Here is a 12,553-nt window from a genome sequence, read left to right on the forward strand (position 1 = left end):
GCATAAATGACGGAATGGCCAAAGGGAGTAGCGAAGCCTGCTATACGTGCATTAAATGCGGCAGGGTATACACGATTAGAGCAATTGGAAAAGGTTGATTTATCGACGTTAAAAAAATTACATGGGACGGGACCGAAAGCGCTAGCGGCCATTGAAGCAGCACTGAATGAAAGTAGGGAGTACAGTGAATAAACTAACATTATTTTTACTGGCAATGGTGGCCTATTATATCCTTGTTGTTTTTGTGATTAGCAAGTTATTTATTATTCCTCTCATGAAGTTTATGGCACTTTTATTCTTCCTTGGAGCAGGCTTTATTTTTTCTCGAAAAATGCGAAGGAAATTACAATAGGAGGAAAATTAGTCATATTTAATTTGGTCATTTTTATGTTGGCAATATTACTATCACTAGCTGGGGTTCGCCTATCTAAATTCACTCGGCATTTTTATTCTTATTTATGTGTACAAAGTCAAGAATAAAAAAGCCCTCCTACATTTTGCCCTGGAAAGCATTGAATTGGCTCGGGGTGTACAAAATATGCGTAATACATACATTTGAACAGATGAAAACGGATCTGTAAAATTTTTTTGGCTACTCGATGCTATTTGGCATCAAGTAGCTTATTTTTTTTCTGTAGATTTGAAATAAAGTATGATCGATACACCCGATAAAAAAACAGCTCTAAGCATTTCGATACTTTGCTAACATAATTTCATCATAATATTTATCTAGTTGGGGCAAACCCAACTCTTCTGCAATCATAAGCTCAGCCTGTCTGTCATAATCTACTCTAATAAATTGGACGGCATTGTTTGAATGTGTTCCATCTAGGATCGCATATGAAGCTGAAGTTAAGTCAAGTGAATTTCCGACACTCCCAACGTTACATAGAATACCCTTTTTATATGTATGCAAAAAAGTCGTATGTATATCGCCATAGAATACAATATCAGGGAATTTATTGTTATTGATTGAATTTGTTACTTCACTATTCTCAAACATAGATAAACGCTTTTCAATAGGATGATTAACTGAGATACGTTCAAATTCACTTCTTGGAGATGCATGGAAAAACCTTATTAATTGTCCATTTAATTCAAGATCAATATTAAATGGTAACGAAGCTAAATACTGATAATCTTTTTCTGTTAGTCTATCTTTGAACCACTGTATAAAATCATTATCAGTAGGTGATTGAATGAATACGTCCCAATTACCTCGAACTACTCTTTCGCAGTTCTTTTGGATAAGTTCTATACATTCAGATCCTTGGGGACCTTTGCCGATTAAATCACCTAAACAAAAAATTCTTTCAATCTTTCTTAATCGAATGTCTTTTAAAACTGCTTCTAATGCCGTTTTATTCCCGTGGATATCTGAAATAATTGCAATTTTTGTCACAAATCTTCCCCCTCATAAAAATCCATCTATTCTTTATAGTTGTTTCTCCATGTTATTCGACAAACTGCATTTTAATCCTTTAAAAAATAAATGAACCGAAAAAAAGAGCAAAGGAGCCCCTTTAGACAAAACATATCTAAAGGGGCAAAACGATGCAACTTTTTTATAAACAGTTACTTTAAATCTACATTTACTGTTATTTATCATACATTAGTACAGCGTAGGGCATGCTCTATCCCTTTTTATTCAATAAAATCCCACGCACGATCCCCATTATAAATATTGTACTTAGTACAAATAGAAATACATAAGCATGCCACTGCTGTAAAATACGATGATGGCCTAAAGCAACTGTTAAATCATTGAATAGTGAATATGTAAAGTATAAGAGTATACTATTTTTGATGAGACAAAAGGTAATGATACCATTTTGTCGCTGGATATGAGACAAGGTAGGCTTATTTTTACGTAGGATAGGATAAGCTGCTCTCATCTCTAAATAGTGTAAAAGCAAAAATAGCATGCAGGCAATGAAAGGTAAATAAAAAATGGCGATTTTTGGGCCAAATTGCGCATGTTCACTCTTAAAGCTTTGCAAAACAGGTATAGAAGCGGGGAGCTTATTGTATTGGATCAGCGTCGCCGTAATGCCAGCTAAAAAAATAGTCGCGACAATAAGCGTTAGCGATTTACAAACACGCGGTGTAGGTGTTTTTTGTTGTTCAAGCATTCGTTCACCTCATATTTAAATCTTAAAAAATAGCAGTCTGTTATACTGTATCATAAGAATACCATCATGTGTGTCATAGAAAGAAGGGTTAAATGGAATACTTGTTGTTTTTACTAATTGGAAGCGTTGGCAACGTCATTGGTACGTTAGTTGGAGGTGGCGGGTTGATAACATTACCGACCATGATGTTAGTGGGGGTCCCAGTCCATTCAGCGATCGGTGCGAATAAGGTTTCTAATATGGTCAGTGCCTTTTCAAGCTTTTACACAATCTATAAAAGAAAAGAATTGTTATGGTCAGAAATGCGTTCAGTATTACTTGTTTCCTTAGTCGGTGGTACACTTGGGGGGCTGTTTGCATCGTTTATGAGCAGTCAAACATTAACGCTTATCGCTATTATTTTATTAGGCTTTGCTCTTATTATGTCCTTTATTGGTAGGGCTGAATTTGGAGATAAAGAAAGCTTCACAATGAATCGTAAAAACGGTCCAATTCTTCTTGGGATTGGTTTTTATGACGGCATGTTCGGCCCTGGTAGCAGTACGCTGGCCCTTTATACATATGCACATGAAAAAATTTCTTATATGAAAGCAGTAGGTTTGTCGCGTGTAGGTGTTTTTGCGATGTGCTCAGGAGCTGCGATTACGTATATTGCCACAGGTAAAATCGATTGGCCGTTGACTATCGTTTTAATGGTTGGTTCTGTAATTGGTGCGCAAATAGGCATTATCCTTGCGAGAAAGGTTAAGGCAAATCAAGTAAAGCTATTGCTACGTATTGTAACAATTGTGCTAGTAGTACAGCTCGTATACGATTTTTTTAAACAGATATAAGGAGGCGATGTCCATGTTTGAAATCACACCTTATCCATCTTTTTCGTGGTCACTGTCACGTCATAAAACGTTAACAAGCTGTGCACGAAAATATGGCTATGAATATTATTTTTCTCATAATGGTTGGCTAAGTTACAATGTGGAGCCATATCATCAACATGTCTATCGCTTAAAAAAGCTTCAATCCATGCCGATTTTATTTGGGCAAATCGTCCATCATTTAATAGAGCAATCGATCAATGATTATTTGCAAACAGGCAAGGCGCCGACTGTTGCTGAACTTGTAAATCGTGCGCGTGGCCAGCTCAATGCCGCTTTTATCGATTCTACACGCCGAATAGATTTATGGAGACATAAGCCTAATAAATTTTATATGATGCAAGAAATTTATTACGAAGGGCAGTTAAATCCCGAACTTGTACAGGACTATAAAGAGCGCATGACGGCTGTGTTTGACAACTTTCTTAATAGTGAAACATTCCAGCAAATTACCGCACAAAAAGGCTCGTTACGAATCGGTGAGCCTGAACAATTTCGTTCCATGAAAATCGAGGGTGTACAAGTTTTTGTCGTAATGGATTTTCATTATTTTGATGAGATGACAGACAAGTGGATTATTATCGACTGGAAAACTGGAGGAGAGTCCGATGATGATCGCCAACAGTTAGCACTCTATGCTTACTATATTCAGCAGAAATATCGCGTATCTCTTGACCAGATTGATGTTTATAATGAATATTTATTGACTGGCAAACGAAAAAAATACACCTTTACAGCATTTGATATGGACAATATTTTACATACGTTTCAGCGGAGTGTGCTGGAGATGAAAAAATATCAAGCTGATATTTTCTCGAATGAACCCGTGGACTTTGAGGGATTTGAGAAAACCCTTGAAAAATGGCACTGTAAAGGGTGCAATTTTAAAGAATTATGTGTGCACAATTGAATTTGAAAATGGAGCGAGTATTTGAATTAAGTCATCAATATAGTTACGAGCTTTATTCCGAGAGTATATGAGGGATTTTGTAAGTATGCTGCCGAACATGGTATCAAAGTGTCAACATGGGTCAACCCGAAAAGTGAAAGAGTTCATAGAAGATCAATAGGGACTCGAAAGAATCAAAGAAGAACGACAGCGCCGTTAATTTTCGGTGCTTTTTTAATAATGTATAACGGGTTATAGTTTCATAATTGGAGAAATATGCAACAAATCTAATAGTAATATCGTTATTGTAATTAATCTTACAAAGAAATCAGAATTCAATTCTTTCTTTTAGTTAAGGAGTGAAAATGGATAATAAGTCATTTTTTCAATATTTATCTTATGCGGTTTATTTTATAATAGTGTTTATCTTAACCTACTGTATGCAATGGGTAACTGTGCTTTTTGTAGGCAGTATACGTTTTACAGCTGCAGATAGTTATCCAGGAGATTTGAGTAAATTTTCTTTAGTCATAATGAGTTTCCTGTTTTCTATAATGCATTTTGTTGTAATAACAATATATTTACTTCTTCATAATAAACTGGTGTCTTTATTCAAAATTTGGTTTCAATATAAGATTGCGCTTGTGATTAATACAGTTGTTGCTATCAGTTTAATTATTTACTTTATAAAAGTATTTTTATATTGAGCCCTTAAATAAATATCTATATTTATCAACATTTATGGTTCTATAAATACTGAGTTCCATATTGTGCAGTAAGCGCTATTTAACAAAGCAGAGGCAAAGTAATACTGAGAAAGTAATAAAATTTTTTCTGGGAAAAAATGCACTTACAAAATGGAGAACCTTCAACAATATATATTGGCTTTTGGAGAGGTATGTCTGTTAATTGGGAAGAAGAATGAGCGTGTATTTTAAAGTATTGCGTGAGCAGTATTGAGCCTGAAAATGGAGCGAGTGACCAAAAAGTGAAAGCTTACTTATAGAATGTCATACCTAACTAGGTGTGACTTTTTATTATGCTCATATTTCTTGTCATTACAATCCATTATATAGGTAGATGGGAGGTGTTGACTTATGGAGTATGAATATAAAGTGAAGTATTATTTTAATGGGGGTCATGAAGAAGAATATAAAATCAAGAATAATATTGAACAAGAAACATTTACAGAAGAAATTTCTAATGCGTTCAATGAGAAGCCTTGGTATACATTTACTGAAACAGAACATTATAAAACGATTTTAATTAGTACGATAGATGTTTACAAAGTAGTAGTAGAAAAAAATATTTTAGAATTTGATTAATCAAATGTAGTAAGTCACATCTTCTAATTAGGTGTGGCTTTTTATTATGTTTTGAGAGGATGAAAAAACTTTAAGGGCGCTGTTTAGGAAAAAGACAGGATTAATCTACAAACTATGTAGAATCAATTCTGTCATTAAAGCGCACGAATTATACCAGTTTACAATCAAAATTTTTTAATATACAAATGTTTGATACATGATAGCAATTAGAGAGGCGATGTCATCATTGATTGCTTCAATGTGGATCCGATTGGTTAAATTTGTGTTTGTATTATCTAAATTTCTAATAGTAGCGATTTTTTCACCATTTAACTTTAAGGTTCCTGAATAAGTGTAGTCTTTCTCAAATAGGTACACGTCCCCGTTGAGCATAAAAGATTGCACCTTTTCAATTAATTGCACACGTTTTTGTGTAATTGAAACCTTTTCCAATGCATTGCTGCTATCAAGAGTATAACGAACACCAGTAAATACGCAATCAATTTTGTATATTGGATGATTATCCATTGAAAAAGCATTATAGCAGAAGGGCATTCCATATCGTAGAAGCATATGAAACAGTTTTGTTAGGACACGATGGCGATTTTTTTTGAGGATACTTATAACTTGGTTGTCCTTGTTATAAATAGGAATACTTGTGTAATAAGAATCTAATTCTAGGATGCTATTTAAGGATGTCTCTCCTCAATATCTCTCTTGAATAATTCAATCAATATCCATTAAATCGTAACGTTAGTTGAATAACAACAATTTTTTAGCCTTTAAGGTAAATGGAAATATTTATCCAAATGGGTTGAATTTGAGGTATTATTATATTAACAGTGCTAGTTTGTTAAAATAAGCATTTTTTGAGGAACATAAAATGCTAGTGTAGGAGGGGTTTTATTGAATGATAATAAAATGGGGATAGTGTTCTCGTTTATATTCGGTAGTTTAGCCATTTTAATTGTAGTGATTTTATTGTCTTTTGCGTTTTTTGGCCAAGAAATACTAGATACATTGTTTGGGAATGGGAATTTCTAGTCTATCTGTAATCTAGGCAACGTAATAAAAAATACAAAGTGAAGCACAAATACTCAATAAATTTTGAGCCTAAGCTTCACTTTGTTTATGGAACGTATGAAGAAAAACAAACAAAGCATTCTTCTGCATTGTTTATAAAGATGCAATTACTCTGATGTGAAATGAGTCAGTCTATTCCCACCAATGCTTCAGTTCTGTGAAGCATACATCCCATAGCTTTATATTACCTGTGATCATAATGGTCAATTTTTGGGCTTCGTCATATAACGGAATTTCAAATGGCATTTCAATTGTTTCGGATTCTTTCAAATTCACTTCATTTTTTTGGAATATTACATTTCCATCCGTAATTATGGTCACTTCCCCTATGAAATCCTCATGATCTGGAATGCCAAAGTTTAGATAAAAAGTTAGCTCCTCTTTATCCTCAATAGGATAAGTATAGGTTGTGGTAGTATTTCCTTCATTACTATATAAATTGAATAGGGGTTCTATTTTATTACCAGCTACAGTGAAGGTCGGTACATCGTTTGTTAGTGGTTTATCTCCTGTGATTTCTTTAATGGCATGCAAGGGTTGCACCGGACTTACTCGTTTATCTAAAACTTCAGAAACAATCATCACGCCAACTAACAGTATAATGGCAGTTAAGGATGAAGCAATGAGTTTTTTAAAAATCAGGTTTGAAGTGAGCCCAACTTTGTATACAACATATCCAATTGTTGCACCTATACTATTTGAAATAACATCATTTACATCAAAAGTCCCGAGATACGCTAAAGATTGAATCGTTTCCAATCCAAGAATCACAATAATGAACCATCCTATAAATTTTTTATAATCAACTTGATAAAGTAAAGGAAATAGGATACCAAAGGGGATAAATGCTGCAATATTTCCAAAATTGTACAACCAAGAAAACGTAAATCTAGGAAAATTCAAAGGAACCCCTGATGGGATGAGCAGAAATTCGTAGCCGTAGCTTTTGTAATCTTCGTATCTATCTAGACGATTAAAGCCTAAAAACATGAAGTATAAGATCAGACCTGTGTATAAAATAGTCATCATCATAATTAAATTTCGTTTTTTCATATTTTATCTCCTTTTCATACCGGTACCTCTTGTCATTTTCAAACTACCTTGTGTACTTTACTTTCAAAATTTCTTAAACAGTAATCTCGTGTGGAATACATACTGATAGAGTACTATGGGTACGTATTAATCACTTACACAATATTCCTGACTTATTTTGTTGTGATGATTTCCAAACAGTCGGAATCTCTTGCGGTCTACACGTATGAGACGGCCTATAGTTTTTTTAGTATTCCTATAGAATCCTGTGGCTTTATCCTTATTGTAAATGGAAATCATTAATAATTATTGAGGGTATTTATGAAGATTTCTTAAGAAATGGCAATATTAAACTTCTTTATTTGTTACGGAGCAATTAAAAGGATTGTGTAGTAGGGGGAAGAATTGTGATTCAACAATGTATGAGGGTCGGTAAGCTAGTCTTTTTTCATTAAATTTTCTTGCTAAAATTATAATTGGAATGATGAAAGAGCAACTAATAAGATGTATGTATCAATGCTAGAGAAATAACACAAAGGCGTATCAAAGTCATAATGTTGGTGATTCATTACAAGCATTCTGTCAACAATACATATTGGATGGAATGGTAAAGGAAAGGGTTGTCCAATAGTGCAGGATAGTTCAATAATAATAGTTTAGAGTTTTTTGTAAAACAGGAACATTTGTTTAATAATGGAATTAAACCCTTGATTTTCCGTATATTTATAATTAGTATTTAAAAGAGGGAGGGATAATACTTGGCTAATAAACAACATCATATTCCATTTTTGAAAAGACCTTGGGTATCTTCTATTGGTGTATTTGTATTGTCACAAATAATTTTTATTACATTAGAAGCAACAGGGTGGATACCTAATTATCGAGATATTAGTGGAACATTATTTGGAAGAATTACAGACTCTTCAATTTTCAAAGAGTGGTTTACTTTTTATGAAACAAAAAATTTCAATTTACTTACTATCTTTTTTGGCATTGTATTTCTAGTGCCTGGAATAATAAGTGCGATAAAAAATGTTTTTTCACCAAGTCTACAAAAGTAAAGACTTTAAAGAGTGTTGTCGAAAACAAAAGTTTGTGGAATTTGAGCAACGCCAGATACATATGAGATTTGTAAGATTTGCTTCTGGGAAGAAGATGGAATTCAATTTAATGATCAAGAGTATAGTGAGGGTGCAAATGAAGTATCCTTAAATCAAGCACAAAAAGTTTTTTTTATTTTGGAGCTTGTGTTGAAGAGTACGTAACATTTGTAAGACAAAGAAGATATAAAAGATTAATGAGCATTCTATAATCACATAAATAGTAAAAGGTGCTGCTCTATAGTCAACAAAGCTATAGCGACAGCACCTATTTATTTATTAGTGGAAATATTTGTCGACACGCTGAAGTACTTCGTCAGCAGAAAGACCATCAGCGTCAATAACAGGTCCTGCCATGACAGGATTGCTAATTCCCATGATATCTCTATCTTGTCCAGTGATTACACAAGCATCACATTTTTTTGCATCCTCTTCAGTACGAAGCTGAATAACTTCATAACCTTTTGCTTTTAAAGCGTCTTCAACGTTTGTTAATGTTTGTTCCACACCAATTATTCTAGTCATTATTCTTCCACCTCCTATATGTAATGTGTCATATAGGATTGCTAATTATTCACTACATTCATTTTTTTGTTATACATAATAAAAATGGCGTCTAAATTGACTCTAAATTAATGAATAAAATTTAATGTTAGGAGGCATCTTTTAAATGGGAAGTCTAAAGATAAAAATATTTAGTCTTATAATTATTATTGCATTTGTATGGATTATTATGCTATTTAATGCTGGACCACCCAAGCCTGTTGTATTGTCAGAAGGTAAAGAAGTATCAATTGTACAAGGTACTTATTGTTGGAAAAATTTTATAAATAATAAATGTGTTGATAAAATTTCCCCACCGGAAATTATTGCTAATAAAAAAATTATTCCGTTTTCTGTTTCACCTCAAAGTGAAATTAACATTAATTTTAAGAAAGCACCTATTGAGGGAATAGAAGTAGATAAATGGTTAAGCAGCGATGAAATTGAGGTAGTAAAAGTACAAGGTAATGTTTTCTCTGTACCGAAAGAAAAAGGGGACTTATATTTATAGTGTTTTCGGAAGATGGGCTAAAGGAAGTTCTTCTTATATTTTTGCTATAGAAGTAAAATGAATACGATAAAAAGTGGCTTATTATTAAAAAAGGGGGACTCCCAACAATCATCTTTAAATGATTGTTGAGGCCCCCTGATGCCTTTACTTATTGTGGAAGGTAATCTTGGCCGTTAATTGTTAATTTAGAAGCAGAGATTAGAATATCTCTATTTGCTTCAAAATATGGCTCTAAAATATTGTAAAATTCTTCCCATTTTTCTTCCGTCTTTGCTGAATCTTCTTTTCTATCTAGCTTTAAGATTTCTTCATAAAGTTGTTTTAATTGTTTGCTATCCGCTTTATTAACTTTGAATTCAAAGTTAGACATGTATTCTTCAAACGTTGGAGGTATTATGAATTGACTAAGGGTATCATTGAATTCACTCCAGATTTCACCAAATAACTCATAATTATCTTCTCTTTGTGCTTTTCGTGCTTCTTCATAAATATTTTTAAGTTTTGCTAAAGTTTCAGCAGGGATATCTAATAAGTCTAAGCGTTCGATATATTCTTTAAATGTTGGAGTTGGATAAAGCTCATCAAGATATGGTTGGAGTATTTTATTAAATCCTTTCATTTTTTCCTTAGCCTTTTCCTCTTGACCATCTTTTTCAAGCTTTACCCATTCTTCATAAATAGCTTTAAGCTCTTTTTTATCATTTTCTGCAATAACTATATTGTTTTCACTAAATCCGTAGTCTTCTAGAAACTCTTCAAAAGGTTGGGGCTGCCAACTAGCTAAATAATATGGTTTCGTGATTTTATTCATTTCTTCATAAATTTTATTCATTTCTTCAAATTTCTTTTCAGCCTCGTCCATCTTTTTATTTGTTATCGCATTTGAAGCTTCTTTTTCTAGCTTCTTAACTTCACTAAACATTTTTTCTAATTTTGTTAACTCTTCATTTGGTACACTTTTAGGCAAGTCCTTTTTATAAACTTCGAAAGTGTAGAAGTCTGCATAATTCTCGACTACTCCGCCTTCAACTGTGATTTCCTGTCCTTCTACTAAGTTCATTTGTTCTAGTTGCTCGTCAGTAAATTTAAAGAAACTGATATAGTAGTTTTTACCATCTCTACCTTTTAGCTCAACCCCGAATCCATTAAGGTTTGTAATCGTTCCCGTAATTTGTTGTTCGATTTGAACAGTAACACCATTTGTTGGTTCCACTGAAGTAGCTCCTGCTTGAAGTGGCGTCAGAACGGCCATTCCTATTGTTAGTGCTGAAGCAATCATCCAAGATTTTTTAATCGGTTTTTTCATGATCATTTCTCCTTTATTTTTACTTTGGAAATCAGAGTTTCCAATATTTAGACGAATTTCCAAATAAAAAGATTCATCACTTTTCAAAAAAGTTGGAAAATTTCAAACATTTCTTATAAATAATGAATGTGTTGATAATTTTCACCATCAGCCTATGGATGGCATCGAAGGAGAAGGGGAGATAACTGCAGATGCGATTGAACAAATAAAAGTTGAAGGTAGTATTTTTTCCATACCAAAAGAAAAGGGGGGTATATTTATCATATGTATGGAAGGTGGGCTAAAGGAAGTTCTTCTTATACTTTTACTATAGAATTTAAACGATTACACTGTGGGATAGACTTTGAAAAAATCCCCAAAAATTATTGTGGAATCAACAAAAAGGGGAACCCAACAGTCATTTTAATGTTTGTTGAGACACCCGATTCTTTTACTTATTGTGGTAGGTATTCTTGGCCGTTAATTGTTAGTTTAGAAGCAGAGATTAGGATTTCTCTATTTGCTTCAAAATATGGCTCTAAAATAGTGTAAAATGCTTCCCATTTCTCTTCAACTTTTACTTGGTCTTCTTTTTTATCTAGCTTTAAGATTTCTTCATAAAGCTGTTTTAATTGCTTGCTATCCGCTTCACTAACTTCGAATTCATAGTCAGCCATGTATTCATCAAATGTTTGAGGTTTTGTGAACTGACCAATGATCTCATAGAATTCCCCGTATAGTTTATTTAATAAGTCAGTATTGTCATCTTTTTCTGCTTTTCGGGCATCCTCATAAATAGTTTTTAGTTTTGCTAAAGTTTCAGCAGGGATATCTACTAAGTCGAAGTGTTCCATATATTCTTCAAATGTTAGATCTGGATAAAGTTCTTCAAAATATGGATTGAGGATTTTGTGGAATTTTTCCATTTTCTCATTAGCCTCTTCTTCTTGACCATCTTTTTCAAGCTTTACCCATTCTTCATAAATAGCTTTAAGCTCTTTTTTATCATTTTCTGCAATAATTATATTTTTTTCACTAAATCCAAATTCCTCTATATATTCTTCAAACGTTTGAGGCTGCCAATTTGCTACTATATATGATTTTGTAATTTTAAACATATCTTCATAAATTTTTCCGATTTCTTCAAATTTCTTGTCTAACTCTTTTTCTGTCATTTCATTTGACAATTCTTTTTCCAACTTCTTCACATCATTAAACATTTTTTCTAATTTTGTTAGATCTTCTTTTGTTACTTCTTTAGGCAAGTACTTTTTATAAACGTCGAAAGTGAAGAAGTCTGAATAATCCTCTACTACACCGCCTTCAACCGTGATTTCCTGTCCTTCTACTAAGTTCATTTGTTCTAGTTGTTCTTCAGAAAATTTATAGAAACTGATATAGTAATTTTTACCATCCCTACCTTTTAAGTTAATCCCGTCTCCGTGGACGCTTTTAATCGTTCCTGTAATTTGTTGTTCGATTTGAACAGTAACACCATTTGTTGGTTCTACTGAAGTAGCTCCTGCTTGTAGTGGCGTTAGAACAGCCATTCCTATTGTTAGTGCTGAAACAATCATCCAAGATTTTTTAATCGGTTTTTTCATGATCATATCTCCCTTTTTTTATTTGGAATACGGTGTTTCCAATATTTAGACGAATTACCAAATGGGAAAGTTCGTCGTTTTTTGAAAAAGTTTTAAACATTCCATCACGCGTGTTGATTATCTAGTTTCTTCCAATGAAAATTAAATAAAAAGAGAGATTCTCATGTAAAATTGTTAGTTACCACACAAACAATTACG

15 protein-coding genes and 1 pseudogene are annotated in these 12,553 nt (G+C 33.1%); 9 read left to right on the plus strand and 7 right to left on the minus strand.

Annotated features, from left to right (window positions below; translation table 11 throughout):
- The first annotated feature begins 6 nt into the window (after window positions 1-6).
- Window positions 7-192, plus strand: coding sequence for a helix-hairpin-helix domain-containing protein (locus ACFXN8_RS04690; RefSeq protein WP_386843170.1), 186 nt, complete (start codon window positions 7-9; stop codon window positions 190-192).
- A complete protein-coding gene (locus ACFXN8_RS04695; protein ID WP_376075656.1) occupies window positions 185-352 on the plus strand; it encodes a hypothetical protein in 168 nt (55 codons plus the stop codon). The genes ACFXN8_RS04690 and ACFXN8_RS04695 overlap by 8 nt, the downstream gene beginning before the upstream one ends.
- Before the next feature lie 330 nt (window positions 353-682).
- Here ACFXN8_RS04695 and ACFXN8_RS04700 read toward each other — a convergent pair whose 3' ends face one another.
- Together ACFXN8_RS04700 and ACFXN8_RS04705 are read right to left on the minus strand one after the other, a co-directional pair.
- Window positions 683-1,402, minus strand: a complete 720-nt coding sequence (locus ACFXN8_RS04700; RefSeq protein ID WP_386843172.1) for a metallophosphoesterase family protein — start codon at window positions 1,400-1,402, stop codon at window positions 683-685.
- Window positions 1,403-1,634: 232 nt separating this feature from the next.
- Window positions 1,635-2,132, minus strand: a complete 498-nt coding sequence (locus tag ACFXN8_RS04705) for a DUF1648 domain-containing protein (RefSeq protein WP_376075659.1) — start codon at window positions 2,130-2,132, stop codon at window positions 1,635-1,637.
- A gap of 92 nt (window positions 2,133-2,224) precedes the next feature.
- Between ACFXN8_RS04705 and ACFXN8_RS04710 the strand changes: the two genes are divergently transcribed.
- The 3 genes from ACFXN8_RS04710 (at window position 2,225) to ACFXN8_RS04720 (ending at window position 5,218) form a co-directional block, all read left to right on the plus strand.
- Window positions 2,225-2,965 (plus strand): sulfite exporter TauE/SafE family protein, encoded by a 741-nt coding sequence (locus ACFXN8_RS04710; protein WP_386843175.1) that lies wholly within the window; start codon window positions 2,225-2,227, stop codon window positions 2,963-2,965.
- Window positions 2,966-2,978: 13 nt separating this feature from the next.
- The gene (locus ACFXN8_RS04715; protein ID WP_386843177.1) at window positions 2,979-3,914 is read left to right on the plus strand and encodes a PD-(D/E)XK nuclease family protein; all 936 of its coding nucleotides are present in this window, start codon (window positions 2,979-2,981) and stop codon (window positions 3,912-3,914) included.
- A gap of 1,076 nt (window positions 3,915-4,990) precedes the next feature.
- Window positions 4,991-5,218, plus strand: coding sequence for a hypothetical protein (locus ACFXN8_RS04720; protein WP_386843179.1), 228 nt, complete (start codon window positions 4,991-4,993; stop codon window positions 5,216-5,218).
- Between the two features lie 174 nt (window positions 5,219-5,392).
- On the opposite strand, the gene ACFXN8_RS04725 is transcribed toward ACFXN8_RS04720, so the two are convergent.
- Window positions 5,393-5,881 carry a tubby C-terminal domain-like protein gene (locus ACFXN8_RS04725; protein ID WP_483869451.1) on the minus strand — a complete coding sequence of 163 codons (489 nt, stop codon included), beginning with the start codon at window positions 5,879-5,881 and terminating at the stop codon, window positions 5,393-5,395.
- Between the two features lie 222 nt (window positions 5,882-6,103).
- Between ACFXN8_RS04725 and ACFXN8_RS04730 the strand changes: the two genes are divergently transcribed.
- Window positions 6,104-6,241, plus strand: a complete 138-nt coding sequence (locus tag ACFXN8_RS04730) for a hypothetical protein (protein ID WP_386843183.1) — start codon at window positions 6,104-6,106, stop codon at window positions 6,239-6,241.
- Window positions 6,242-6,412: 171 nt separating this feature from the next.
- Here the strand turns inward: ACFXN8_RS04730 and ACFXN8_RS04735 are convergent, their stop codons facing one another.
- Window positions 6,413-7,333, minus strand: a complete 921-nt coding sequence (locus ACFXN8_RS04735; protein ID WP_386843185.1) for a VanZ family protein — start codon at window positions 7,331-7,333, stop codon at window positions 6,413-6,415.
- A gap of 737 nt (window positions 7,334-8,070) precedes the next feature.
- Here ACFXN8_RS04735 and ACFXN8_RS04740 point away from each other — a divergent pair.
- On the plus strand, window positions 8,071-8,373 hold the full coding sequence (locus tag ACFXN8_RS04740) for a YfzA family protein (protein ID WP_386843187.1): 303 nt from the start codon (window positions 8,071-8,073) through the stop codon (window positions 8,371-8,373).
- 51 nt (window positions 8,374-8,424) lie between these two features.
- Window positions 8,425-8,624, plus strand: a pseudogene (locus ACFXN8_RS04745) (CPCC family cysteine-rich protein); the annotation flags it as partial.
- Window positions 8,625-8,691: 67 nt separating this feature from the next.
- Here ACFXN8_RS04745 and ACFXN8_RS04750 read toward each other — a convergent pair.
- Window positions 8,692-8,937 (minus strand): YkuS family protein, encoded by a 246-nt coding sequence (locus tag ACFXN8_RS04750; RefSeq protein ID WP_386843189.1) that lies wholly within the window; start codon window positions 8,935-8,937, stop codon window positions 8,692-8,694.
- A 145-nt stretch (window positions 8,938-9,082) separates the two neighbouring features.
- On the opposite strand from ACFXN8_RS04750, the gene ACFXN8_RS04755 reads away from it, so the two are divergent.
- Window positions 9,083-9,466, plus strand: a complete 384-nt coding sequence (locus ACFXN8_RS04755) for a hypothetical protein (protein ID WP_386843191.1) — start codon at window positions 9,083-9,085, stop codon at window positions 9,464-9,466.
- Window positions 9,467-9,614: 148 nt separating this feature from the next.
- Here the strand turns inward: ACFXN8_RS04755 and ACFXN8_RS04760 are convergent, their stop codons facing one another.
- Both ACFXN8_RS04760 and ACFXN8_RS04765 read right to left on the minus strand, forming a co-directional pair.
- Window positions 9,615-10,772, minus strand: a complete 1,158-nt coding sequence (locus ACFXN8_RS04760; RefSeq protein WP_386843193.1) for a hypothetical protein — start codon at window positions 10,770-10,772, stop codon at window positions 9,615-9,617.
- Window positions 10,773-11,206: 434 nt separating this feature from the next.
- The gene (locus ACFXN8_RS04765) at window positions 11,207-12,355 is read right to left on the minus strand and encodes a hypothetical protein (RefSeq protein ID WP_386843195.1); all 1,149 of its coding nucleotides are present in this window, start codon (window positions 12,353-12,355) and stop codon (window positions 11,207-11,209) included.
- Between the last annotated feature and the right edge of the window lie 198 nt (window positions 12,356-12,553).

This window comes from Lysinibacillus sp. NPDC059133 (assembly GCF_042755925.1).
GTDB lineage: Bacteria > Bacillota > Bacilli > Bacillales_A > Planococcaceae > Lysinibacillus.